Source organism: Streptomyces neyagawaensis (assembly GCF_023516595.1).
Taxonomy (GTDB): Bacteria; Actinomycetota; Actinomycetes; order Streptomycetales; family Streptomycetaceae; genus Streptomyces; species Streptomyces neyagawaensis.
Window position 1 is genome coordinate 11,900 of record NZ_JAMGBG010000156.1, and the last position, 24,390, is coordinate 36,289.

Genomic DNA, 24,390 nt, shown 5'->3' on the forward strand with positions numbered 1-24,390 from the left:
GGGGGCGCCCTCGGTGTGTTGCGGCTCCCGGAGGGGTCCTGGGCGGCGCCGAGGCGCCGTGGGCGGTCTCAGTCGGTGGTGAACTGGTGCAGCCCGGGCACGGTGAGCGTCCCGCCGAACTGGCCCGCCTGGACGACCTTCACCTTGGTGAAGTAGATCAGCGGGATGTTCAGCGGCGGCGGGTGCTTCGGGTCGAAGGTCACCGGGATCAGACCGAGCAGATTGCCGGAGATGCTCTCCGTGTACATGATCGTCTTGCCGTCGCGGATCGTGGACGTGCTGCCCTTGCGGGCCTGCACGTGGTAGGTGACGCCGGCCTGCTTGTCGTCGACCGTCTGGTGGAGGTCGCCGATGTCGGTGCCGTCGGAGATGACGTACTTCAGCACCTCCTTGACCGAGCCGTCGGCGGTCCGCACCTTGACGATGCCCTGGTAGTCGGCGCCCTTCAGCAGCAGGGAGCTGGCGTTCAGGTACCAGGGGTCGTTCGGCAGGGCGGGGATGCCCTTCTCGACGCCGCTCTCGTCCTCGGTGGCGACGGGGCAGTCGTCGGCGTTCACCTTGTCGCTCGGCGACGGGGTGGGGCTCGGGGTCGCGGTGGCGTCGCCGACCGTGTCCTCGGCGTCGTCCTTCGCGTCCTTCGCGGCGTCCGTGACGTCCTTGGCCGTGTCGGTCACCTTGTCGGTGGCGTCGTCCTTCGCGTCCTTCGCGTCCTTGCCGGCCTTCCCGGCGTCGGAGCCGGTGTCACCGGCGGTGTCCTCGGAGGCGGACGGGGACGGCGTGGTGGACGGCTCGGGCGTGGTGTCCTCGGTGTCCTTCTCGGGGACGAAGATGTCCTCGAGCGCGTCGCCGATGTCCTCCAGGACGTTGCCGCTGCCCGCCTCCTCGGCGGAGGGCGTGGGCGACGGGGTGGCCGTGGCGTCGGAGGCGGACGTGTCGGCGGGGTCCGTGGTGGACTCGTCCGCGTCGCCCTTGTCGTCGGAACCTGAATCCGGCGAAGAGGTGTCGTCGTCCGCGGAGTTGCCGCCGGACGCCGAGTCGCCGCCGCCGGTGGTGGTGTCCTCGTCCTTGGCGCCGTCGTCCGTGGACGGGGCGTCGCTCTCCGGGGCGGAGGCGGACGGGGTCGGGGTGGGCGACGCGGACGTGTCGGTGTCCTCGTCGGCGGCCTCCAGGGCGGCCACGCAGTCCTTGTACTCGTCGGCCGTCAGGCTCTGCTTCGTCGGGTCCTCGGCGCGGGCCAGGGTGGGTGTGAAGCCCATGCCCATGAGGACCGCCGTCGGCATCGCCGCCAGGGCTATCGCCTTGCCCGCCGGCACGTTCAGCCGGGTGAGAAGGGGCTTCTTGGGCGCCGCGTGCCGCGGTCCGGTTCTCGCACGGGACTCTCCCACCGAAGTCCCGTGGGTCACCTTGTCAGCCGGCACTGTGCCTCCCGTTCGTCCCGTTCGTGGGGGTGGTACCTGACAGGTCGTCGCCCTCGCCGCGCGCCGCCCCGCTCGTCGAGTCCGCCGTCGCGGGCTCGGGGGCGTCGCCCTTGACCAGGGGGACCGCACCTGGTTGTGCCGTGTTCTCCGATGCCGTGCCCTGGGGAGCCGTGTCCGGCGCGGCCGCGGCGCGCGCCGGGGTCTTGTACGTGGACGACACCCGCTCCTCCTCGTTGCCGGGCGCCCAGGCGATGGCCAGCGCGCCGCCGATCAGGGAGAGCAGGAAGCCGAAGCCGAAGCCACCGAGGTTGGAGACCGGGATGGACACGAGCGCCAGGAGGATCGCCGCCGTACCGGCGAAGGTGCGTACGTGCCGCTGGAACCACAGGCTGATCCCGAGCACCACCAGCAGCACGCCGATGATGAGGGAACCCGCGCCGCCCGTCGTCGACATGGCGAGCGTGAGGTGACCGATCTGCAGGTTCGCGTACGGCAGGTACATGATCGGGACACCGCCGAGCAGTACCAGAAGGCCCGCCCAGAAGGGACGAGAGCCCCTCCAGTCGCGGAAGCGCCGCCGAAAGGCGCGGAGATAGTCTTCGTTCTGCCCCGTTGACTCGGCGCTCATGGACAACAGCTCCCTGGAACGGTGTTGCTGTGAGAAGTTCGCGTACGGCATGTGGTTCGAGGCGCGCGTACGGGAATTCACGTACGGAGGTCGCGCGCGGGGTGCCCCGCGCAGCGAGAGGGACGGGCGGGCGAAGAAGCACAGGCCCCCTCACCCGCCCAGGGAGTGCTCAGTAGCACTCCACGGTGCCCTTGTGGAGCGACATCTTGAGGTTGCTCAGCTTGAAGGTTCCGGCGGTGGTCGCCCACGCCGTCTGCTTCACGTCGCTCAGCGAGGCCGAGTCGGCCTGCTGGGCGAACCCGTAGGGGTTGGCCTGCTCCGAGCCGCCCTTCATGCCCGGACCCTTGTTGGCGTCCTTGGCCGCCACACCGATGTCGATGCCCTTGAAGACGGCATCGGCCGAGAGGTCCTCGACGTCGATGTAGAGGTTCTCGGCCTCGACCTTCTTGCCACCGGTACCGGCGGTCAGCTTGAGGCTGACGCTACCGAGCAGCGGGACACCGGGGGTCACGACCGACTGGCACATGTTGGTGATCGTCGCGCTCTTGAAGGCCGAGACGGCGACGGGGTGAACCGTCTTCTCGCCCTTGAGGGTGTAGCCCTCGTCGAGCGCCCCGTACTGCGAGAAGCCCTGACCATCGAGCTGACCCGCCGTCACCTTGAACGACTGGCCCGACACACTGAACGACGCGGCGAGAGCGCCCTGCGCGAGGGCGACACCTATCGCTGCCGTGGCGGCGACGCTGGGCACCATGACCACAGCGAACCGCTTCCATCTGGTCCCGCCACGCACCTGGGACTCCATATTTCCTCCTTCTCGGACGTACATCTCCTGCCACCGGCTCGCCCCTTGACGGCGGCTCGGCCGGACAGGGATGGGAGAAGTGCTACGTCCTCGGGAATGGGGAGCGCCCGCGCTCGGTGGCGCCGAAGCGCCCGAACTCACCGGCGATCACCCCCGAGCGACAACCACTGGTCGCGCCTGACACGCATCACGCACAACCTGCTGGACAGGCTCCACCGTTGCGGCGGAGACCCCCCTGTCCAAGAGACGACGCCACTGTCGCCGGCTCTACTCGGTGGGGACCCAGAAAACCCGTTGACCCGACTGGCCGGCGGGGTACGGGATTGGACCGAGCGTCGCCGATCGTGGTGCATTCTCGCCGCCCCCGCAAGGGGGTTCGTTACTCGCTAGTAACGGACGGATAACCGAACAACGACCCATTGGCATCGGGCAGCGACCCTGGGTCGCCCCGAGTGAGGCGACAGAGTGGTTGACAGTCGGACAGAGTCCGACACATCGGCGCGGTTCTCTTACTGCCAGTAACAGCGACCGGGATTACCAAGATTTGGTAAAGGGCGGCCAGGATGTCGCCGTGTCGCCAAATCTCTCACTCCGGCAACACGCGTTCCGCCACATCACAGCCGTGCGCCCACGCCGAGGCGTGGGCGCGGAGGGCGAGGCGGGGCGGGCCGGCGCGGCCCGCCCCGGAACCTGTCTCAGAACAACGCCCGCGCCAGCGCCCGGCGGGCCGCGGTCACCCGCGGATCGTCGGACCCGACGACCTCGAACAGCTCGATCAGCCGCAGCCGCGCGGCCTCCCGCTCGTCGCCCGCCGACCGCCGGACCGTCTCGACGAGCCGCCCGAAGGCGTCCTCCACATGTCCGCCCACGAGGTCGAGGTCGGCGGCCGCGATCTGCGCCGACACATCGGCGGGGTTCTCCGCCGCGGCCTTGCGCACCTCCTGCGGGTCCATGCCCTGCACCCGCTGCAACAACTCGGCCTGCGCGAGGCCCAACTTGGCCTCGATGTTGCCCGGGTCGTCGCTCAGCACGTTCTTGTACGCCTGCACCGCGCCGCCGAAGTCGCCCGCGTCCAGGGCCTGCACGGCGGCGGCGAGCAGATGGTCGTAGGGGCCGGCCGGGATTTGCGGGGCCGACTCGACGGCACCCGGCTCGGCCTCGGGGTCGACCACGAGGCCGGTGAGGCCGAAGCGCTGCTCGGCGACCTGCACGAGCTGGTCGAGGGTGGCGCGGATCTGCTGCTCGGGGGCGGCGCCCTGGAAGAGGGGCAGCGCCTGCCCGGCGACGACGGCGAACACCGCCGGGATCCCCTGGATCCCGAACTGCTGCATCAGCATCTGGTTCGCGTCGACATCGATCTTGGCGAGGACGAACTTGCCGTTGTACTCGACGGCCAGCCGCTCCAGCACGGGGCTGAGCTGCTTGCAGGGCTGGCACCACTCGGCCCAGAAGTCGATGACGACGGGCACCTCGGTGGAGCGCTGGAGGACCTCCCTCTCGAACCCGGCCTCATCGACGTCGATGACCAGGTCGGCCGGGGAGACCGCTCCTTGGCCGCCCTGGCGGGCCGCTTCGGCGCGCGCCTGCTCCGCCTTCGCCTTGGCCTCCTGGGCCGCCTTCACCGCGGCGAGGTCGACGACTCCGCTCATGGACATGTTCCGTGGCTGCATGAGTACATCCTCCCCCCTCCGGGCGCGCGCGTGAAAAGCGTCGCGAGGCCGACCGTCCCCCTGGTGCACGAGCTTTCGCTACGACCCGTAGCGTAACTGCACTCGCGACTCCTATGTACCCACTCCCCGGTGATCTGCCTCACGGCACCGGGCACGACATGCCTGGACGCCGAAGAACGGCCGGATATGGTCGGCGGCATGCAGAGCCGCACCCCCGCCTCCCGCGCCACGGGGCGTCCGCGCAGCGCCACGGCGGACGCCGCGATCCTGGCGGCCACCCGGGAGGCTCTCGTGGAGCTGGGCTGGTCGAAGCTGACGCTGGGCGACGTGGCGACGCGCGCCGGGGTGGCCAAGACGACCCTCTACCGCCGCTGGGCGGGCAAGAACGAGCTCGTGGTCGACGCGGTGGCCGAGCTCTTCGACGAGCTGGAGATCCCCAACCGGGGCAGCCTCGCGGCGGACATCGAGGGCGTGGTGCTGCAGTTCGCCGCGATCCTCGCCCGCCCCGAGGCACGCAGCGGCCTGATGGCCGTACTCGCCGAGTCGACCCGCGACGACGCGCTGCGCGAACGCATCCGCACGTCCATCGTCGAACGCCAGAAGCGGCTGGTCCTGGAGGGCCGCACCCGTGCCCAGGCCCGCGGTGAACTCCCGCCGGAGTCCGACCCGACGACCGTCGACCTCATCTTCGACGTCGTGGCGGGCGCGGTGATCCACCGCACGCTGGTGAGCGCGGAACCGGCCGACGAGCAGTGGGTGCGCGCCTTCACCAGGCTCCTGCTGGTGGGCCTGGGCGGGGCGGCGGGCTGAGGGGGACGCACGCGACCGTGCCGAACGGCCGGCGCACGCGCGCCCCCTTCCGCGAACGGCGTCTAGAACGTCTAGAAGCCCGCGGGCTCCGTGTAGACGCCCCATTCGTCCCGCAGGGCCCCGCAGATCTCGCCCAGCGTGGCCTCCGCGCGGACCGCGTCCAGCATCGGCCCGATCATGTTCGACCCGTCCCGCGCGGCGACGAGCATGGCGTCCAGCGCGCGCCGGACCGCCGCGTCGTCGCGGGCGGACTTCCGCCCGGCCAGCACCCGTACCTGCTCGCGCTCGACCTCGTGGCCGACCCGCAGGATCTCCAGGTCGCCGGTGACGGAGCCGTGGTGGACGTTGACGCCGACCACGCGCTTCTCGCCCTTCTCCAGGGCCTGCTGGTAGCGGAAGGCGGACTCGGCGATCTCGCCGGTGAACCACCCGTCCTCGATGCCCCGCAGGATCCCGGAGGTCATCGGCCCGATCGGATGCCGCCCGTCGGGGTGGGCCCGCAGCCCGCGCTCCTTGATCTGCTCGAAGATCTTCTCGGCGTCGGCCTCGATACGGTCCGTCAGCTGCTCGACGTACCACGAACCGCCCAGCGGGTCGGCGACGTTGGCGACGCCGGTCTCCTCCATCAGCACCTGCTGCGTGCGCAGCGCGATCTCGGCGGCCTGCTCGGAGGGCAGCGCGAGGGTCTCGTCCAGGGCGTTGGTGTGCAGGGAGTTGGTCCCGCCGAGGACCGCGGAGAGCGCCTCCACCGCCGTGCGCACCACGTTGTTGTACGGCTGCTGCGCGGTCAGCGAGACACCGGCGGTCTGGGTGTGGAACCGCAGCCACTGAGCCTTGTCGGTGCGCGCCCCGTACACCTCGCGCATCCAACGGGCCCAGATCCGGCGTGCCGCGCGGAACTTGGCGATCTCCTCGAAGAAGTCGACGTGCGCGTCGAAGAAGAAGGACAGCCCGGGCGCGAACACGTCGACGTCCAGCCCGCGGCTGAGCCCCAGCTCCACGTACCCGAAGCCGTCGGCCAGGGTGTACGCCAGCTCCTGCGCGGCCGTGGCCCCGGCCTCACGGATGTGGTAGCCGGAGACGGACAGCGGCTTGTACGCGGGGATCCGCTCCGCGCAGTGCTCCATGAGGTCGCCGATGAGCCTGAGGTGCGGCTCGGGCTGGAACAGCCACTCCTTCTGCGCGATGTACTCCTTGAAGATGTCGGTCTGCAGGGTGCCGTTCAGCACGCCCGGATCGACGCCCTGCCGCTCGGCGGCGACGAGGTACATGCAGAAGACGGGCACGGCGGGCCCGCTGATGGTCATGGACGTCGTGACGTCCCCGAGCGGGATGTCCTTGAACAGGACCTCCATGTCGGCGGCGGAGTCGACGGCGACGCCGCAGTGCCCGACCTCGCCCAGCGACCGGGGGTCGTCGGAGTCCCGCCCCATGAGGGTGGGCATGTCGAACGCCACGGACAGGCCCCCGCCGCCGTTGGCGAGGATCATCTTGTACCGCTCGTTCGTCTGCTCGGCGTTGCCGAACCCGGCGAACTGCCGGATCGTCCAGGTCCGCCCCCGGTAGCCGGTCGCGTGGAGCCCCCGCGTGAACGGGTACTCCCCCGGCCATCCGATCCGCTCGAACCCGTCGTACACGTCCCCGGGCCGGGGGCCGTAGACGGGCTCCACCGGATCGCCGGACAGCGTGGTGAAGTCTGCCTCGCGCTTGCGCGCGGCGTCGAACCGGGCCTGCCAACGACGGCGACCCTCCTCGATGGCGTCAGCGTCCATACACCCCAATTTACTAGGACGTCCTAGTAAAGGACAGTGACGCAGGTCAGGACGCGCCCGAAAGGGCCATGGAAGCACCCGTTACGCTCAACGGCATGAAGAAGAGCGTCTTGACCCGCTACCGAGTGCTGGCCCTCGTCACGGCCGTGCTGCTGATCCTGCTCACGGCGGGCGTGATCGGGAAGCGCGTGCTGGGCCTGGACGGCTTCGACACCTTCGTCACCGTGGTGGGCTTCGCCCACGGCTGGCTGTACGTGCTGTACCTGGTCTTCGCCTTCGACCTCGGCAACAAGATGAAGCTGCCGGTCGGGCGTCTGCTGTGGGTCCTGCTCGCGGGCACGGTCCCGACCGCCGCCTTCTTCGTCGAGCGCCGGATCACCCGTGAGGCCGAGCCCCTGGTCATCGAGGACCCGGCGACCGAGACCGCCGCGGCCTGACCCGGCGGTCGTCGCCGCTCAGCTCTCCTCGAAGTCCCCCGCCGCCACCCGCAGCGGGCGGAGCATCGCGAAGATCTCCGCGCACTCCTCGTCGTCGTAGGCGCCGAGGCCGAAGTCCATGGCCATGAGGTCGCGGGTGGCAGCGTCACAGACCTCACGGCCCTTGTCGGTGATCGAGGCAAGGGTGCCGCGGCCGTCGTTGGGGTTGGGGCGCTTGTCGACGAGACCCGACTTCACCAGCCGGTCCACCGTGTTCGTCACGGACGTGGGGTGGACCATGAGGCGCTCACCGATCTTGGACATCGGCAGCTCGCCCTTCTGCGAGAAGGTGAGCAGCACCAGCGCCTCGTAGCGCGCGAAGGTCAGCCCGTACGGCTTGACGACCGCGTCGACCTCCGCCAGCAGGATCTGCTGGGCACGCATGATCGAGGTGATCGCGGCCATGGACGGGACGCTTCCCCAGCGCTGCTTCCAGTGCTCGTCGGCGCGCGAGATGGGATCGAAGGAGAGGCTGAGCGGCTTCGGCACGGCACCGACCTTACCGGCCGGTCACATGCCGGTCAGCCCCGTCTCGCCTTTCGGTCGCCCGGCAGGACGGCGACCCTCCGCGGACAGTGTCGCAACCGAGTCGAATTATCACCTTGTGTAACGATCGGTGATATATCGTCACGGCACGTCACCACCCTGGGAGCAGAGGGAGCGCCATGTCCCGGCCGACCCGTACGTCGCTCGCCGTCCTCTCGGCCCTCACCGCGCTCGGGCTCGCGGCGGGCTGCGCATCGCCGGGATCCCCGCCCGGGAGCGGCACCGGCGACACCTCCGTCGGCGGCGCCACCGAGAAGGCCGGTGACGCCGTACGGCCCGCCGCCGGGTCCCCCTTCTGGGTGGACCCGGCGAGCCCCGCGGCCCGGCAGATCGAGCGGTGGAAGGACGAGGGCCGTGCACGGGACGCCGCCCTGCTGCGCCGGATCGCCGAGCGGCCGACCGCCCTGTGGCCGGCCGGCGACGACCCGGTGCCGGTGATCGCCAAGGCCGTCGAGGCGGCGGGCCGGGAGCACCGCACGGCGGTCTTCGTCGCGTACAACATCCCGCACCGCGACTGCGGCCGGCACTCGGCGGGCGGCGCCGAGGACTCGGGGGCCTATCTGCGGTGGATCGACGCCTTCACCGGCGCCCTCGGGGGCGGCGACGCCCTGGTCGTCCTGGAACCGGACGCGGTCGCCCACATCGTGGACGGCTGCACCCCCGGCGAGTACCACGCCGAGCGCGAGGGACTGCTGGGCGAGGCCGTCGACCGGCTGAAGGAGCGGCCCCGCACCAAGGTGTACGTCGACGCCGGCAACCCCGCCTGGATCGCCGACCCCCGCGACCTCGTCGCGCCGCTGCGCCGCTCCGGCATCGGCCGGGCCGACGGCTTCGCCCTCAACGTCTCCAACTTCCAGACCGACGCCGCGACCAGGGCGTACGGCCTCAGGCTGTCCGAGGCCCTCGGCGGCAAGCACTTCGTCGTCGACACCAGCCGCAACGGCAACGGCCCGCTGAACGGTGAGCGCGGCACCGCCTGGTGCAACCCGCCCGGCAGGGCCCTCGGCACGGCACCCACCACGGACACCGGGTCGCCGGTCCTCGACGCGTATCTGTGGATCAAGCGCCCCGGGGAGTCGGACGGGGAGTGCCGGGGCGGACCGGCGGCGGGCACATGGTGGCCGGACTACGCCCTCGGCCTGGCCCGCAACACGAAGGCGTAGCCCCCCGGCGTCACCGCGCCCGAACCCGTCACCGCGCCCGAACCCGTCACCGCATCTGACCCCGTCGCCGCACCTGAATCCGTCGCCGCGCCCGGCCCCGTCACCGCACCTGGACCCACTTGGCCACCGACGGTGTGCCCCGCGCGTCCGTCACGAACAGCATGTACCAGCCCGGCGGGACGAGGGTCCGGTCCGACGGGACGTCGACGGTGATCGAATCGCGGGTCCGGGTGACCTCCAGCGCGATGGACCGCTGTTCGACGTCGGTGGAGTGGGTGACCGCGCTGGGCCGCATCAGCCGGGCCTCGACGATCCGCCCCGGGTGGGCGGTGGCGAAGGTGGCGCGGCCCTTGGCGTCGGTCTCCTGAGGGCCGTCGCCGAGAACGGGACGGTCCTTGCCGTACTCGTGCAGCCGCGGCGGTGTGTAGATCTCCATGCGCTGCTCGAAGTGGCCCAGCTTGGTGTTCTGCTGGTCGTCGAAGAGCGGGTCGGAGCCGAAGGTGGCGACGCGGCCGTCCGGCAGGAGCAGCGCCTCGGAGTGGTAGTTGCGGCCCACCCGGGGGGCGGCGGCGCCCCGGAAGGAGTTGGTCCGGGGGTCGTAGAACTGCGCCTTGAGGATGTTGCTGGCGCTGCGGCCGCGGTAGTCGCGGGAGCCGTTGGAGGTGAAGACGGTGTCGTCGGGCATGATCACGCTGTTCAGATAGCGGGTGCCCTGGGGAAGGTCGGGGCCGTCCTGGAAGGCCGGGGAGTCCTGTTTCAGGTCGACGACCGCCGTGCGCGAGGTCGACTTCCGTGACTCGCCGACGCCTCCGCCGCCGAGGATCATCACCTTCTGGTCCTGCGCGGGCGGCAGCAGCACGGAGGCCGAGGTCTCCGTCCGGTCGGCGTCCGTCAGACCCGGCACCTTCTCGAACGTGTTGGTCCTGAGGTCCCACAGGCCCGGCACCCGGCCCGCGTCGGCGGGACCGTACCCGGCGTTGGAGGCCGGGTAGAACAGCTTGCCGCCCTTGGTGAGGAAGAGGGCCGGGTACGTGGGGAAGTACCGCTCGGGCCCCGGCTTCCACTTCCTGGTCGCCGGGTCGTAGATCTCGTTGTCGCCCGGGTCGACGACCCCGACGTCGTCGAGCCCGGACACGGCGAGCACCCGACCGTCCTGCAGACCGACCAGTGTGGGGTACCAGCGGGCCTTCGCCATGGGCGCGACCGACACGTACTTCTCCGCCACCGGGTCGAACTCGTAGGCCGCCCTGATCCCCTGGAAGTCCTGCTTGTCGAGGGTGATCTTCTCGGAGAGGCCGTAGGTGTCGTCGGCCGCCCGGCCCGTCAGCCCGACGATCTCGTACTGGGCCTGCTGGTCGGTGACGAACCGCGGGCCCTTCCCGACGGCCTCGACGAAGACCCGGGCCTCGCTCGCGGTGACCTTCGTCCGCCACGGCTGCATCACGCCGGCCGCGTCGTACGTGATGTCGAAGGCGCGCTTCGCCCTGGGGACGGTGACGTCGAAGCGGCTGACGTACTCGGTGCCTGACGGTGAGCGGAAGCGGGTGCCCTTCTCCAGGAACACGGCCCGGTCGGGGTTCTCGTTCTTGACGCGCATGCCGCCGCCGGCCCGTTCGACCTCGCCGGCCAGCAGCTCGTAGCGGGCGGTGCCGCCGGCCACCAGGAGCCGGCCGGAGGGCAGCTGGGCGTGGCCCGCGCAGAAGAAGTCGACGGGGGTCGGGATCCTCTTGAACGTGTTCCTCACCGGGTCCCACAGGACGGTGTCGAAGGACCCCTTGTCGAATTTCTTCTGCTCGTTGCCCGAGCCGGCGACGATCAGCACCTTGCCGGTGTGCAGCAGGGCCGCGTGGATGGCGTTGGTGCGGAACTCGCGCGGGATGTCGACCTGCGACCAGGAGCCGTAGAGGGCCTTGTAGCCGGGCTGGGCGATCTTCCACTCGTGGTAATGCTTCTCGGCGAAGCCGATCACCGCCGGGGCGTTCAGCCCGGCGAGGAGGGCGACGCCTCCGATGCCGAGGGCGGTCCGCTTGGTCCTCGAGAGCCGGTGCGCCTCGGTCTTCTTCGGGAGCCGGTGCGTCTTGGTCTTCTTCGGGAGCCGGTGCGCCATGGCCTAGTTGCCTCCCGTCGCGGTGCCGGAGACCGAGGGGGCCGGGGTGGGGGCAGGGGCGCCCGCCCGGCGTTCACGGTGCCGGGTGACGGCCCACACCGCGACGGGCGCCAGCGAGACGGCCGTGGCGAGGACCGCCCAGGTGCGCATGGCCACATGGCTGTGGCCGAGCAGGAGCGAGACGGTCAGCGACGCGGAGAGCACGGCCGCCCAGAACAGATGGATGCGGAAGGTCAGCAGCCGGTCGGGGCTGGCGTCGCCGCCCTTGGGGGTGACGACGAAACGGCAGGGCAGCCTCAGCAGCGCGGCGCCGAGGGACTTCAGGTAGATGGGCGCGGAGAGCGCGGACATGGCCATCCCGGCGAGCCCGCCCGACCCCTCCGGCTCGTGCGGCGAGACGTTGTGCCTGCGGTTCCACAGATAGAGCCCGACCTGGAGGGCGGCCGCGTCGCTGTACAGCATCAGCCACACGGAGGGGGTGACCTGGGTGCCGGACGCTCCGAAGCACAGGAACAGCACACAGCTGACGATGCCGAGCAGCCAGTTGACGGCCGTCATCGGGTAGTAGACGAGCATCAGCGTGTACGAGAAGAGGCGGCCCCACGGCATCGTGAACGGCGCCTTCCAGTACTGCTTGAAGAGCGTCTCGTACGTGCCGCGCGACCAGCGCGTCTGCTGGGAGAAGAAGTCCGTCCAGGAGGCGGGCCCCTCGCCGACGGCCAGCACGTCCGGTGTGTACACGGACCGCCAGTACGCGCCCGTGGCGGGGTTGCGGTGGCGGTGCAGCTCGAAGCCGGTGGCCATGTCCTCGGTGATCGAGTCGCGCAGTCCGCCGATCTGCCGCAGGGCGGCGACGCGTACGACATTGTTGGTGCCGACGAACATGGGGGCGCGGTAGCGGTTGCCGGCGCGCTGGATGAGGGCGTGGAAGAGGAACTGCTGCGACTCGGCGGCCTTGGTGACCGGGGCGGTGTAGTTGCCGTACACCTGGGGGCCGACGACGAACGCGACGTCCGGGTCGCGGAAGTACCCCATCATCCGTTCGAGGAAGTTCGGCAGCGGTACGTGGTCGGTGTCGACGGAGGCGAAGAACGCGTACTCCTCGCCGTGCGCCGCGATCCACGCGTTGTAGTTCCCGTGCTTCGTGCGGGCCTTGTGGGGGCCCTTGGGGCGGTTCCACTCGGCCCTCCCCTTGCGGGTGAAGTGCCGGACACCCAGTTCCGCGCACAGGGCCCTGGCCAGGTCGTCGTCGCCCTCGTCGAGGAGCCACACGTCGAGGTGGCCGTCGTGCCGTATCCGGGTCGCGCCCTCCAGGGTGGCCCGGACCATGGAGAGGGGTTCCTTGCCGGGGACGTAGGTGGTGAGGAAGGCGACACGCGTGCCGGGTTCGGGGACCACGGGTATGGGGTCGCGGGCGACCATCGTCGCGTGGGCGATGGACACGACGTTGACGACCATGAAGAGCTCGATCAGCCCGATCGCCGTCAGCATCACGATGTCGAGGCCCACCAGCCAGCTGTCCGCGCCCTCGCGCTCCACCCAGTGGGTCGGCCAGACGAGGTAGATCAGCAGGACGCCCGTGAGGACCGGCGCGAGCGTCATCAGCAGGACGGCGCGTATGCGGTGCGGCTCCTTCGCCAGGAGCTTGGTGTACCGCACCCGGTGGACCGGCCCCGACGGCTCCGTGAGCGGTCCCGCCAGGCGGCTGTGGGTGTCGTAGTCATAGCCCTCCGGTCCCACAGCGCCCTCCCGCGATCGAACGACGAGGCGATACCTCCACGAAAGAGCGCGAATGGCGGTACGTCGATCCGGAGTGGGCCGAACGGAGGACATCCCGGCGGGTGCCCGCCCATTACGGCAGACGGCGTAGCGCTCGCACCCCGGGGGTGGGTTGGGGCGGGAGAGTCAGGGTGATGATTCGTTCGTCTGTTCTCTCTGGTGACGCGTGTGCGGTCTCCCTAGTGTGATCGTCATGCAGCTCCGGTACGCGTTCAGGCTCTACCCGGATGCCGGTCAGCGCACCGCGCTGGCCAGGGCGTTCGGGTGCGCCCGTGTCGTGTTCAACGACGCGGTGCGAGCCCGCGAGGACACCCGCCGGGCCGGGCAGCCGTTCCCGACAGCCGGAGAGCTGTCGAGGAGGCTGGTCACCGAGGCGAAACGGACTGCGGAACGGTCCTGGCTGGGTGAGGTCTCCGCCGTCGTCCTCCAACAGTCCCTGCGGGACGCCGAGGCCGCCTACCGCAACTTCTTCGCCTTCCTCAAAGGCGCCCGCAAGGGGCCGAAGGTCGGCTCGCCCCGCTTCAAGTCCCGTAAGGACGCCCGGCAGTCGATCCGGTTCACCGCCAACGCCCGCTGGAACATCACCGGCAGCGGACGGCTGAGCCTGCCGAAGATCGGCACGGTGAAGGTGAAATGGTCCCGCACCCTGCCCGCCACCCCCACCTCCGTCACCGTCATCAAGGACGCGGCCGGCCGGTACTTCGCCTCCTTCGTCATCGACACCGACCCCGCCGCCGACGCCGGCCGGATGCCCGAGTCCGACCGCACCATCGGCATCGATCTCGGCCTCACTCACTTCGCGGTCCTCTCCGACGGCACGAAGATCGACTCCCCGCGCTTCCTGCGCCGGGCGGAGAAGAAGCTGAAGAAGACCCAGAAAGAGCTGTGCCGCAAACAGAAGGGATCGAAGAACCGGGCCAAAGCCCGCCTGAAGGTCGCCCGCGCCCACACCAAAGTTGCTGACGCGCGCCGTGAGTTCCACCACCAGCTCTCCACGAAGCTGATCTGCGAGAACCAAGCAATCGCCGTGGAGGACCTCTCGGTGGCGGGACTGGCACGCACCAGGCTGGCCAAATCCGTGCACGACGCCGGCTGGTCATCGTTCATCGGCATGCTGAAGTACAAGGCAGCACGGTACGGCCGCACCCTGGTCACGATCGGCCGGTTCACGCCGACCTCCCAGACCTGCTCCGCCTGCGGCGCCGTGGACGGGCCCAAACCCCTCGACGTCCGGGAGTGGACGTGTGTCGCCTGCGGCACCGTCCACGACCGGGACGTCAACGCCGCGATCAACATCAAGACGGCCGCCGGACTGGCGGTGACGGCCTGCGGAGCGCCGGTAAGACCAGGAGCGATCCCGGCACAGCGCGAAGAAACAGGAAGCCATGGATTCCCGACCGGAAACCGTGCCGCGATGGAGGCACAGCAACCAGTCGAGAAGGCCAGAATCCTAGGGCTTCAGCCCGAGGTGCAAGTCAATCGGCGAGGTACCGCTCGATCGTCTCCACCTTGGAGGTGAGGCCGTCGGTCACGCCGGGGCGGATGTCCGCCTTCAGGACCAGGGAGACCCGCGGGGCGTGCTCCTCGACCGCGGCGACGGCACGGCGGACGACGTCCATGACCTCGTCCCAGTCGCCCTCGACGGAGGTGAACATCGCGTCGGTGCGGTGCGGCAGACCCGATTCACGGACGACACGGACGGCGTCGGCGACGTACTCCCCCACGTCCTCGCCGACGCCGAGCGGCGTCACGGAGAAGGCGACGATCACGCGTTCACGACCCCTTCCTTGCGGGCGCGGGAGGCGATCACCGCGTCCTCGGCCTCACGGCGCAGCCGGCGCTCCGCGAAGAAGCCGCCGGCGGGCAGCACGGAGAGGGCGAAGTAGAGCGCAGCGGTCTTCAGCGACCACTTCGCGCGGTTCCAGGCGTCGGCCCAGAAGACCAGGTACAGCAGGAACAGGATGGCGTGGACCCAGCCCATGACGGGCACCGCGTTGAACTCCGTGGTCCGCTTCAGCACCGAGCAGACGAGCAGCAGCAGGAAGGAGACGGCCTCGGGGGCGGAGACGAGGCGCAGGCGGCGGAGGGCGGAGGCGGTCTTTATGTCCACGGGTCACCTTCGGTGGGGTCGGCGGGCGAGTCGTCGAGCTTTGTGAACGCATGCACAAGCGCTGTCCATTCTGGCATCCGTCAACCGCCTGAATGCCCTAGGGGTCCCCTCAGGGTCGAGATCACCCTCTGGACCCTGTCCTGTCCGGCCATCGGCCGGTTACCGTCACCCCGTGGCAATGTTCCGACTTCAAGGCAGCAAGGTGCTCGCTGTCGACATGACCGGGGACGCCGTGAAGGCGAAGAACGGCTCGATGGTCGCGTACGACGGTCAGATGTCGTTCAAGAAGCTGAGCGGCGGTGGTGAGGGCCTGCGCGGGATGGTGACGCGGCGCCTCACGGGTGAACAGATGACGTTGATGGAGGTCACCGGGCAGGGAACCTGCTGGTTCGCGGACCGGGCCTCCGAGATCAACCTCGTTAATCTTCAGGGGGACAAGCTGTATGTGGAGTCGAGCAATCTGCTCGCGACGGACTCCGGACTGCGGACGGGCACGAGCTTCACGGGGCTGAGCGGCGCCTCGCAGGGCAACGGCCTGTTCACCACGACGATAGAGGGCCACGGCCAGGCGGCGATCATGTCCGACGGCCCGGCGGTGGTGCTGCGCGTGAGCCACCAGTACCCGCTGACGGTGGACCCGGGGGCGTACATCGCCCACCAGGGCAACCTCCAGCAGTCGTTCCAGTCCGGTGTGACATTCCGCACGCTGCTCGGGGAGGGCGGCGGCGAGGCCTTCCAGATGCGCTTCGAGGGCGACGGACTCGTCTATGTCCAGCCGAGCGAGCGCAACACGATCGCGGGAGACGTGTGAGATGCCCTTCCGTGAGATCAACTCGAAGATGATCGAGGCGACCGTCCTGCCCGGCCAGCGGCTGTTCAGCCAGCGCGGGGCGATGCTCGCCTACAAGGGCGAGGTGTCCTTCACGCCCAACATCCAGGGCGGCCAGGGCGGTATCGCGTCGATGATCGGCCGCCGCGTCGCGGGCGAGGCGACCCCGCTGATGACCGTCGAGGGCAGCGGCACGGTCCTGTTCGGGCACGGCGGCCACCACATCCAGGTGATCAACCTGACCGGTGACACGCTCTACGTCGAGGCCGACCGTCTGCTGGCCTTCGACGGCACCCTCCAGCAGGGCACGATGTTCATGGGCTCGCAGGGCGGCGTCATGGGCATGGTCCGCGGCCAGGTGACCGGGCAGGGCCTGTTCACCACCACCCTCCAGGGCCACGGCGCGGTCGCCGTGATGGCGCACGGCGGAGTCATCGAGGTCCCCATCACTCCCCACCGCCCGGTCCATGTGGACCCCCAGGCGTACGTGGCCCACCACGGCGACGTGCGCAACAAGCTGTCCACCGCGCTCGGCTGGCGCGACATGGTGGGCCGCGGCTCCGGCGAGGCGTTCCAGCTGGAGCTGAGCGGCAACGGCGCGGTGTACGTCCAGGCCTCGGAGGAGAAGCTGTGAGCATGTACGGGGGCCCGGTCGCCGGCCCGACGGTCTTCGACCCGATGACACTGCCGAGCGACGACAACGTCAACAACTACACCTTCTGCGTGGAGCTCAAGGGGAGCCAGTGGTTCCTGCAGAAGGGCAAGATGATCGCCTACTACGGGCAGATGGAGTTCAACGGCGTCGGACACGGCCGGCTGGACCGTCTTGTCCGTACGTCCTTTCATTCGCCTCTGCACGCGAGCGACTGGGTCGTCGCCGAGGGCTCCGGGAAGATGCTCCTGGCCGACCGGGCCTTCGACGTCAATTCATATGACTTGGACGAGGGCAACCTGACCATTCGCTCCGGCAACCTCCTCGCTTTTCAGCCAAGTCTCGCGCTGAAGCAGTCCATCGTTCCGGGGTTCCTGACGCTGATCGGGACGGGCAAGTTCGTGGCCGCCTCCAACGGCCCCGTGGTGTTCATGGAACCCCCCATTCGGGTCGACCCGCAGGCGCTGGTCGGGTGGGCCGACTGCCCCTCCCCCTGCCACCACTACGACCATGGGTACATGACAGGCGTAATGGGCGGTCTACGTGCACTGACGGGTATCGGCGGCGCCTCCGGCGAGGAGCACCAGTTCGAGTTCGTCGGGGCGGGCACGGTGCTGCTCCAGTCGTCCGAAACGCTGATGGCCGAGCAGGCCATGGGCGCGGTGCCGCACGAGCCGGGCGTACCCGGCGGCGGAGGGGTACCCGGCCACTACGGACAGCAAGCCGGCACACCGCGCCTTCCCGGACAGCTGGGGGACCTCCAGCGTCGCTTCGGGCTGTGAGCGGTAGTCTGCGGAGTGTGACATCGAACGTGTGCGCGCTGTCACGTTCCGACCCGTACCACCACAACCCTCACTAGTTCGCCTTTCAACCTTTTAGGTAGACTTCATTCATGGAGACCGAGACGGCCACGCGCTGGCTGACCGATGCGGAGCAGTGCGCCTGGCGCACCCATCTGGACGTCAACCGACTGTTGACGCACCAGCTCGAAAGGGATCTGCAGCCGTTCGGCCTGACAATGAACGACTACGAGATCCTGGTGAACCTTTCCGAGTCGGAGGGCCTGCGGATGCGGATGAGCGACCTCGCCTCCGCGACCCTCCAGTCCAAGAGCCGCCTCTCGCACCAGATCACCCGCATGGAGAACGCGAACCTGGTGCGCCGGGAGAACTGCGAGTCCGACCGGCGCGGGCTGTTCGCCGTGCTGACCGAGCACGGGCTGGAGACCATGCAGCGGGTCGCGCCGCACCATGTGGCGTCGGTGCGGCGGCACTTCATCGATCTGCTGCCGGAGGAGGCGCTGGAGGAACTGCACAAGTCGCTGACGCCGGTCGCGGAGCACTTGCGCAGCCATCGCGGCAAGCCGTAGCGCTCCGCTTGGGGGGCCGGGAGACTACGGGGGCTGGGCTGCGGGTCTTGTGTCGGCTGCGGGTTCGTCGTGGCTGGTCGCGCAGTTCCCCGCGCCCCTGGGTTGCCTGGGGGCGCCGTACGTCGAAGAAGGCGCCCTGAAGTCTCCTTGGGCCTTAGATCTCCTTAGGCCCTTAGGTCTCCTTGGGGAGGCGTAGTTCGAAGAGGGCGCCGCCTTCTTGGGCGTCCCGGACGGTCAGGGTGCCTCCGTGGCGGCGGGCGATGTCCCTGGCGATGGCCAGGCCCAGGCCGGCGCCGCCGTCGTCGCGGGCCCGGGACTCGTCCAGACGGACGAAGCGTTCGAAGATCCGCTCGCGATCGGCCGGGGCGATCCCCGAGCCGTCGTCGGCGACCTGGAGGACGGCCTCGCCGGCCTCGGCGCGCAGGGTGACGGCGACCCGGTCGCGGGCATGCCGGGCGGCGTTGTCCAGCAGATTGCCGAGGACCCGGCAGATCTGGCCGCGGGAGCCACCGACCTCCAGCGACGCCACACAGTCGAGGGCCACCCCCGGACGGGAGTCCACCTCCTCCCGGACGACGGCCGCGAGGTCGAACCGCGCGTCCGGCGGCGGCCGCTCCCCCGCGTCGAGGCGGGCGAGGAGCAGCAGGTCGGCGGCGAGCCCCTGCAGCCGTACGGTGTCCTCCAGGGCCCCGTCCAGGTCCAGCAGCTCCGGGTGCGCGGCGCCCACTTCCAGCTGGGTGCGCAGGGAGGCGATCGGGCTGCGCAGTTCGTGCGAGGCGTCGGCGACGAAGGCGCGCTGGCGTTCGACGGAGCTCTCCAGCGCGGCGAGGGTCTCGTTCGTCGTACGGGCCAGACGGGCGACCTCGTCATGGGTGTCCGGCTCGGGGACACGCCGCGAGAGGTCCTCGGACGCCGTGATCGCGGCCATCTCGGCGCGGATGCCCTCGACGGGCCGCAGCGCCCGCCGGGTGACCAGGTACGTCACCCCGCTGACCGTCAGCAGGAGCAGCGGCAACCCGATCAGCATCGTCGTCAAGGCGGTGTGCACGGCGTCCTGTTCGACGGCGAGCGGCGCGCCCGCGTAGACAGTGAGAGGGACCCCGCCCTTCGTGATCACGTCGACGGCGGCGAACCGGTAGTCGGCCGTCTCCCCCTCGACGGTCGCGGTGCCCTCGCCGTACCAGGTCTCGTCGGCGACCTCACCGGACTTCAGACGGTTCGCGTCCTCCGCCTCCCGGTCGCCCTCCGCCCGGTCGTCGGCGTCGTCGTTGGTCTCGGAGTTGAGCCGCTCGGAGGCGACGGCGCTCACGCTGATGCCCTCGACGTCCTCGCCGACCACGACCGGCTTCTGCGCGCGGTCGAGGATCTCCACGGGGTTCTCGTCGCCGTCCGGCAGGTTCAGCTTGTCGTACGCGAAGCCGTGGGCGAGCGCCGAGGCGGCACTGCGGGCCACGGAGTCGGCCTCGGTGTCCGCCTTGTCGACGAGGGTGAACCGCAGCGAGAGCAGCACCGCGGCGCCCGCGGCGACCAGGGCGACGGCCACGACCACGGTCGCCGCGAGCGTGGCACGGGCCCGTACGGAGCCCAGACGGCGCCTCACGGGCGGGCCTCCAGTCGGTATCCGGCGCCGCGGACGGTCTTGATGAGCGTCGGGCCCAGCTTGCGGCGCAGGGTGCTGATGTAGACCTCGACGATGTTCGGGTCGCCCTCGTAGGCGAAGTCCCAGACGTGCTCCAGGATGTCGGCCTTCGACACGACCTCACCGGCTCTGAGCACGAGCTGTTCGAGGACGGAGAACTCCTTGGCGGTCAGCGTGACCTCGTCGTCGGTGAGAAACACGCGCCGGGCGGCGGTGTCGACCCGCAGATCGCCGACCGCGTGCACGGGCGAGGCTCCGCCCGCCGGGCCGCGCCGCCTGAGCAGCGCCTTCACCCGGGCGACGAGGACCACGTACGAGAACGGCTTGGTGAGGTAGTCGTCGGCGCCCGTGTCGAGTCCCTCGGCCTCGTCGTACTCGCCGTCCTTGGCGGTGAGCATCAGGATCGGCACGTCGTGGCCGGCGGCTCGCAGGGCGGCGCACACCCGGTAGCCGTTCATGCCGGGCAGCATGATGTCGAGGATGACGAGGTCGTAGACGCCCTCGCTCGCCCGGTGCAGGCCCTCAGCGCCGTCGTGGACGACGTCCACCGCGTAGCCCTCGGCCGTCAGCCCCTTGGCCAGGGACACCGCGAGCCGCTTCTCATCTTCCACGATCAACAGACGCATGCGTTCAGCTTGGCAAAGCGAACCTGAAGCGTTCTTCAGGGGGTTTCAGGTCCGCTTCAGCGTCGCTCGGCCAGCTTGGTGGACGTCGAAAGCAGACGAGGCACACCAGACGGAGGAATCCCATGAAGCGCAACATCGTCATCGCCACCGTCGCGGCCGCCGCCCTGATCGGCGGAGGCACCGCGACCGCCATCGCGGTCGCGGGTGACGACGAGGCGCCGGCGAAGAAGACGGTCACGGTGGCGAACGACGACAACGACCGCGACGACGCCCAGGACACCGACGACACCGCGCAGGACAGGGCCGAGGACAAGGCGGAGGACAAGGCCGAGGACCGGGCCGCCCGTGACACGGACGAGGACGCCGAGGACAAGGCGGAGAACGCGGCCGACGCCAAGGCCGCGCAGATCACCGCCGCCGACGCGATCGAGGCGGCGCTGAAGCACACGTCCGGTACGGCGGTCTCCGCCGACCTCGACGACGAGGGCACGACCTACGTGTGGGACGTCGACGTACTGACGGGCGGCGGCTCCTGGCACAGCGTCCAGATCGACCCGGCCACCGGGAAGGTTCTCGGCTCGCACACTGAGAAGGACGACGACGGTGACGACGCCGCCGAGACCGCGCGGATCCGGGACGCGCTCAAGGGCAGCTCGGTGACCGCCGCGGAGGCCGCGGAGGCCGCCGCCGCGAAGGGCACCGTCACCTCCGTCGACCTCGACGAGGAGAGCCGGGACAAGGCGTGGGAGGTCGACACCACCGCCGCGAACGGCACGGGCAGCGACTGGCGCGTGGCGCTGGACACGGGCAAGGTCACGGCCGACCGCACGAATGGCTGACCGCCGGATGCCTTTCCGGGCCGTGGTTCGACTGCGGCCCGGTAGGGGTTGTTCGCGCCCTCGCGGCGGAGCCGCATGTGTCACCGCCCCGCGCCCCTGAAAAGCGATCGGGGCTGCGCCCCGTGCTTTTCAGGATGAAGGGCGGGCCGCAGGCCCGTTCCCTTCAGGGGCGCGGGGAACTGCGCGAGAAACCACGACGCACCCGCAGCCGCCGACGCCCCCCCCGGCCCCCACCCATAAGGCGCCCTCACCCCTCCGTCAGGCCGGCGACCAGTTCGTCGGCCGCCCGGTAGGGGTCCAGCTCCCCCTCCACGATCCGCTCCGCGAGAGCGGACAGGCGGCGGTCTCCGTGGAGGTCCCCGATCCGCTCCCGCAGCGCGGTCACCGCGATCGTCTCGACCTCGCGCGCGGCGCGGGCCCGCCGCCGCTCCGCGAGCACCCCGCGCTCCTCCATCCACGCCCGGTGCTTCTCCAGCGCCTCGACGACCTCGTCGACGCCCTCGCTGCGTGCCGCGACCGTCTTGACGATCGGCGGCCGCCAGTCCCCGGGGCCGCGCGTCTCGCCGAGCCCGAGCATGTGGTTCAGCTCGCGCGCGGTCGCGTCGGCGCCGTCCCGGTCGGCCTTGTTGACGACGTAGACGTCACCGATCTCCAGGATCCCGGCCTTGGCCGCCTGGATGCCGTCACCCATGCCGGGCGCCAGCAGCACCACGGACGTGTCGGCCTGGGAGGCGATCTCCACCTCCGACTGGCCGACACCGACCGTCTCGACCAGCACCACGTCGCAGCCCGCCGCGTCGAGGACGCGGATCGCCTGCGGCGCCGCCCAGGCGAGGCCGCCGAGGTGGCCGCGGGTCGCCATGGAGCGGATGTAGACACCGGGGTCGGAGGCGTGCTCCGACATCCGGACGCGGTCACCGAGCAGCGCGCCCCCGGAGAACGGCGAGGACGGGTCCACCGCCAGAACGCCGACCCGCTTGCCGGCCTTCCGGTACGCGGTGACCAGCGCCGACGTGGACGTGGACTTGCCCACGCCGGGCGATCCGGTCAGACCGACGACGTACGCCCCGCCGGTCAGCGGGGCCAGCGCCGCCATCACCTCGCGCAGTTGCGGGGACGCCCCCTCCACCAGGGAGATCAGCCGGGCGACGGCACGCGGCCGCCCTTCCCTGGCCTGGGCCACCAGCGTGGGGACGTCCTGCATCACAGCTCCGTTCCGAACAGCCACGTACACCTGGGAGGGGAAGGCCTCAGGCCTTGGGTACCCGCACGATCAGCGCGTCACCCTGACCGCCGCCGCCGCACAGCGCGGCCGCGCCGACCCCGCCGCCGCGCCGCCTCAGCTCCAGCGCGAGGTGGAGGACGAGACGGGCGCCGGACATACCGATCGGGTGGCCGAGGGCGATGGCACCGCCGTTGACATTCACCTTTTCAGGGGACACCCCGAGGTCCTTCATTGACTGCACGGCGACCGCCGCGAAGGCCTCGTTGATCTCGATGAGGTCGAGATCCGCCACGTCCAGGCCGTCCTTCTTCAGGGCGTGCTGGATCGCGTTGGACGGCTGCGACTGCAAGGAGTTGTCCGGTCCCGCGACGTTCCCGTGGGCGCCGATCTCGGCGAGCCACTGAAGGCCCAGTTCCTCGGCCTTCTCCTTGCTCATCACGACCACGGCCGCGGCACCGTCCGAGATCTGCGAGGCGGAGCCCGCGGTGATCGTGCCGTCCTTGGCGAAGGCCGGGCGCAGCTTGCCCAGCGACTCCGCGGTGGTCTCGCCCCGGATGCCCTCGTCCTGGCTGAAGACGACCGGCTCGCCCTTGCGCTGCGGGATCTCCACGGGGGTGATCTCCGCGTCGAAGATCCCGTTCTTCTGCGCGGCGGCCGCCCGCTGGTGGGACAGGGCGGAGAACTCGTCCTGCTCCGGGCGGAGGATGCCGAGGCGGGTGTTGTGCTTCTCGGTGGACTCGCCCATGGCGATGCCCTCGAAGGCGTCCGTCAGCCCGTCGTACGCCATCGCGTCGAGCATCTGGATCGCACCGTACTTGTAGCCCTCACGGGACTTCGGCAGCAGGTGCGGGGCGTTGGTCATGGACTCCTGGCCGCCGGCGACGACCACGTCGAACTCGCCGGCGCGGATCAGCTGGTCGGCGAGGGCGATGGCGTCCAGGCCCGACAGACACACCTTGTTGATGGTGAGGGCGGGCACGTTCATCGGGATGCCCGCCTTGACGGCGGCCTGGCGTGCCGGGATCTGCCCTGCCCCGGCCTGGAGCACCTGGCCCATGATCACGTACTGCACCTGGTCGCCACCGATCCCCGCACGGTCGAGGGCGGCCTTGATCGCGAAGCCGCCGAGGTCGGCTCCGGAGAAGGACTTCAGCGACCCGAGCAACCGCCCCATGGGCGTACGCGCGCCCGCGACGATCACCGAGGTCCTGCCGTTCGTTCCAGTCATGAGGTGCGATCCCCTATCCAGCCTGCACGGCCGAGGAGTGAACGAGGGTTTACTTCGAATGTACTGAGTGGCACTCCGTGCCGTCACCCGGCCGTGAGTGTGATCGCTGGCACGTTGCGTAACCGCTCGATGCGCGCTGCACTGACACCATGCTGACGCGAATCGACCACATCGGGATCGCCTGTTTCGACCTCGACAAGACCGTCGAGTTCTACCGTGCCACCTACGGCTTCGAGGTGTTCCACTCCGAGGTCAACGAGGAGCAGGGCGTGCGCGAGGCCATGCTCAAGATCAACAGCACGGACGACGGCGGTGCCTCCTACCTGCAGCTCCTGGAGCCGACCCGCGAGGACTCCACCGTCGCCAAGTGGCTGGCGAAGAACGGCGAGGGGGTGCACCACATCGCCTTCGGTACGGCCGATGTGGACGCCGACGCCGCCTCGATCAAGGACAAGGGCGTACGCATCCTGTACGAGGAGCCGCGACGCGGTTCCATGGGGTCACGGATCACGTTCCTGCACCCGAAGGATTGTCATGGAGTACTGACAGAACTGGTCACTTCGGCGCCAGTTGAGTCACCTGAGCACTGACCCCCGTACATATGGGCCGGTAGGGTTGGGGGTGGCCGTCCCCTTCACCGGGCGACGGCCCGGGTCCTGCCGCCTTCCGACGACGGGACTCATGGGCCGGGGTCCAGGT

24 protein-coding genes are annotated in these 24,390 nt (G+C 70.1%); 10 read left to right on the plus strand and 14 right to left on the minus strand.

Going from position 1 to position 24,390, the window contains the following annotated elements; translation table 11 throughout:
• Nucleotides 1-68 precede the first annotated feature (68 nt).
• The 4 genes from M8J73_RS39495 to M8J73_RS39510 form a co-directional block, all read right to left on the minus strand.
• Nucleotides 69-1,418 (minus strand): hypothetical protein, encoded by a 1,350-nt coding sequence (locus tag M8J73_RS39495; protein ID WP_206187794.1) that lies wholly within the window; start codon nt 1,416-1,418, stop codon nt 69-71.
• On the minus strand, nt 1,408-2,046 hold the full coding sequence (locus M8J73_RS39500) for a DUF6114 domain-containing protein (RefSeq protein ID WP_055537793.1): 639 nt from the start codon (nt 2,044-2,046) through the stop codon (nt 1,408-1,410). Before M8J73_RS39500 ends, M8J73_RS39495 begins: the two co-directional genes overlap by 11 nt.
• 169 nt (nt 2,047-2,215) lie before the next feature.
• On the minus strand, nt 2,216-2,800 hold the full coding sequence (locus M8J73_RS39505; protein WP_240501109.1) for a DUF6230 family protein: 585 nt from the start codon (nt 2,798-2,800) through the stop codon (nt 2,216-2,218).
• 746 nt (nt 2,801-3,546) lie between these two features.
• Nucleotides 3,547-4,521 carry a tetratricopeptide repeat protein gene (locus M8J73_RS39510; RefSeq protein ID WP_055537792.1) on the minus strand — a complete coding sequence of 325 codons (975 nt, stop codon included), beginning with the start codon at nt 4,519-4,521 and terminating at the stop codon, nt 3,547-3,549.
• Nucleotides 4,522-4,719: 198 nt separating this feature from the next.
• Here M8J73_RS39510 and M8J73_RS39515 point away from each other — a divergent pair, with 198 nt between their 5' ends.
• The gene (locus tag M8J73_RS39515) at nt 4,720-5,331 is read left to right on the plus strand and encodes a TetR/AcrR family transcriptional regulator (RefSeq protein WP_055537799.1); all 612 of its coding nucleotides are present in this window, start codon (nt 4,720-4,722) and stop codon (nt 5,329-5,331) included.
• Between the two features lie 71 nt (nt 5,332-5,402).
• Here M8J73_RS39515 and icmA read toward each other — a convergent pair whose 3' ends face one another.
• Entirely contained in the window at nt 5,403-7,103 is a 1,701-nt protein-coding gene (gene icmA, locus M8J73_RS39520; protein ID WP_055537791.1) for a coenzyme B12-dependent isobutyryl-CoA mutase large subunit, read from the minus strand.
• A 95-nt stretch (nt 7,104-7,198) separates the two neighbouring features.
• Between icmA and M8J73_RS39525 the strand changes: the two genes are divergently transcribed.
• On the plus strand, nt 7,199-7,540 hold the full coding sequence (locus tag M8J73_RS39525) for a DUF3817 domain-containing protein (RefSeq protein ID WP_055523036.1): 342 nt from the start codon (nt 7,199-7,201) through the stop codon (nt 7,538-7,540).
• Between the two features lie 18 nt (nt 7,541-7,558).
• On the opposite strand, the gene M8J73_RS39530 is transcribed toward M8J73_RS39525, so the two are convergent.
• Complete coding sequence (locus M8J73_RS39530; protein WP_055537790.1) at nt 7,559-8,068, minus strand: MarR family winged helix-turn-helix transcriptional regulator; 510 nt, start codon at nt 8,066-8,068, stop codon at nt 7,559-7,561.
• 176 nt (nt 8,069-8,244) lie between these two features.
• On the opposite strand from M8J73_RS39530, the gene M8J73_RS39535 reads away from it, so the two are divergent.
• Entirely contained in the window at nt 8,245-9,288 is a 1,044-nt protein-coding gene (locus M8J73_RS39535) for a glycoside hydrolase family 6 protein (RefSeq protein ID WP_055537789.1), read from the plus strand.
• Nucleotides 9,289-9,388: 100 nt separating this feature from the next.
• On the opposite strand, the gene glxA is transcribed toward M8J73_RS39535, so the two are convergent.
• The gene (glxA, locus tag M8J73_RS39545) at nt 9,389-11,395 is read right to left on the minus strand and encodes a radical copper oxidase GlxA (protein WP_249829708.1); all 2,007 of its coding nucleotides are present in this window, start codon (nt 11,393-11,395) and stop codon (nt 9,389-9,391) included.
• A gap of 3 nt (nt 11,396-11,398) precedes the next feature.
• Nucleotides 11,399-13,135, minus strand: a complete 1,737-nt coding sequence (locus tag M8J73_RS39550; RefSeq protein WP_249829709.1) for a glycosyltransferase family 2 protein — start codon at nt 13,133-13,135, stop codon at nt 11,399-11,401.
• Nucleotides 13,136-13,367: 232 nt separating this feature from the next.
• Between M8J73_RS39550 and M8J73_RS39555 the strand changes: the two genes are divergently transcribed.
• Nucleotides 13,368-14,693: an RNA-guided endonuclease InsQ/TnpB family protein gene (locus M8J73_RS39555; RefSeq protein WP_249829710.1), complete on the plus strand. Its 1,326-nt coding sequence runs from the start codon at nt 13,368-13,370 to the stop codon at nt 14,691-14,693.
• Here the strand turns inward: M8J73_RS39555 and M8J73_RS39560 are convergent.
• Nucleotides 14,650-14,943 (minus strand): MTH1187 family thiamine-binding protein, encoded by a 294-nt coding sequence (locus M8J73_RS39560; protein ID WP_055538060.1) that lies wholly within the window; start codon nt 14,941-14,943, stop codon nt 14,650-14,652. The genes M8J73_RS39555 and M8J73_RS39560 overlap by 44 nt on opposite strands.
• Entirely contained in the window at nt 14,940-15,284 is a 345-nt protein-coding gene (locus M8J73_RS39565; RefSeq protein ID WP_055538059.1) for a DUF3817 domain-containing protein, read from the minus strand. Before M8J73_RS39565 ends, M8J73_RS39560 begins: the two co-directional genes overlap by 4 nt.
• A 178-nt stretch (nt 15,285-15,462) precedes the next feature.
• Here M8J73_RS39565 and M8J73_RS39570 point away from each other — a divergent pair, with 178 nt between their 5' ends.
• The 4 genes from M8J73_RS39570 to M8J73_RS39585 all read left to right on the plus strand — a co-directional run bounded on the left by M8J73_RS39570 (nt 15,463) and on the right by M8J73_RS39585 (nt 18,134).
• Nucleotides 15,463-16,095: an AIM24 family protein gene (locus M8J73_RS39570; RefSeq protein ID WP_055538058.1), complete on the plus strand. Its 633-nt coding sequence runs from the start codon at nt 15,463-15,465 to the stop codon at nt 16,093-16,095.
• 1 nt (nt 16,096) lies between these two features.
• Nucleotides 16,097-16,747 (plus strand): AIM24 family protein, encoded by a 651-nt coding sequence (locus tag M8J73_RS39575; protein ID WP_055538057.1) that lies wholly within the window; start codon nt 16,097-16,099, stop codon nt 16,745-16,747.
• A 2-nt stretch (nt 16,748-16,749) separates the two neighbouring features.
• The gene (locus M8J73_RS39580; RefSeq protein ID WP_283947454.1) at nt 16,750-17,547 is read left to right on the plus strand and encodes an AIM24 family protein; all 798 of its coding nucleotides are present in this window, start codon (nt 16,750-16,752) and stop codon (nt 17,545-17,547) included.
• A gap of 110 nt (nt 17,548-17,657) precedes the next feature.
• Nucleotides 17,658-18,134 (plus strand): MarR family winged helix-turn-helix transcriptional regulator, encoded by a 477-nt coding sequence (locus M8J73_RS39585; RefSeq protein ID WP_055538055.1) that lies wholly within the window; start codon nt 17,658-17,660, stop codon nt 18,132-18,134.
• Nucleotides 18,135-18,306: 172 nt separating this feature from the next.
• Here the strand turns inward: M8J73_RS39585 and M8J73_RS39590 are convergent, their stop codons facing one another.
• Nucleotides 18,307-19,734, minus strand: coding sequence for a sensor histidine kinase (locus tag M8J73_RS39590; protein ID WP_055542568.1), 1,428 nt, complete (start codon nt 19,732-19,734; stop codon nt 18,307-18,309).
• A complete protein-coding gene (locus tag M8J73_RS39595) occupies nt 19,731-20,399 on the minus strand; it encodes a response regulator transcription factor (protein ID WP_055542569.1) in 669 nt (222 codons plus the stop codon). Before M8J73_RS39595 ends, M8J73_RS39590 begins: the two co-directional genes overlap by 4 nt.
• A gap of 122 nt (nt 20,400-20,521) precedes the next feature.
• Here M8J73_RS39595 and M8J73_RS39600 point away from each other — a divergent pair, with 122 nt between their 5' ends.
• Complete coding sequence (locus tag M8J73_RS39600; RefSeq protein ID WP_055542570.1) at nt 20,522-21,238, plus strand: PepSY domain-containing protein; 717 nt, start codon at nt 20,522-20,524, stop codon at nt 21,236-21,238.
• A 247-nt stretch (nt 21,239-21,485) separates the two neighbouring features.
• Here the strand turns inward: M8J73_RS39600 and meaB are convergent, their stop codons facing one another.
• Nucleotides 21,486-22,442 (minus strand): methylmalonyl Co-A mutase-associated GTPase MeaB, encoded by a 957-nt coding sequence (gene meaB / locus M8J73_RS39605; RefSeq protein ID WP_055540585.1) that lies wholly within the window; start codon nt 22,440-22,442, stop codon nt 21,486-21,488.
• Nucleotides 22,443-22,488: 46 nt separating this feature from the next.
• Nucleotides 22,489-23,691: an acetyl-CoA C-acetyltransferase gene (locus M8J73_RS39610; RefSeq protein WP_079055029.1), complete on the minus strand. Its 1,203-nt coding sequence runs from the start codon at nt 23,689-23,691 to the stop codon at nt 22,489-22,491.
• 149 nt (nt 23,692-23,840) lie between these two features.
• On the opposite strand from M8J73_RS39610, the gene mce reads away from it, so the two are divergent.
• Entirely contained in the window at nt 23,841-24,281 is a 441-nt protein-coding gene (mce, locus tag M8J73_RS39615) for a methylmalonyl-CoA epimerase (protein WP_055540586.1), read from the plus strand.
• Nucleotides 24,282-24,390: the final 109 nt, after the last annotated feature.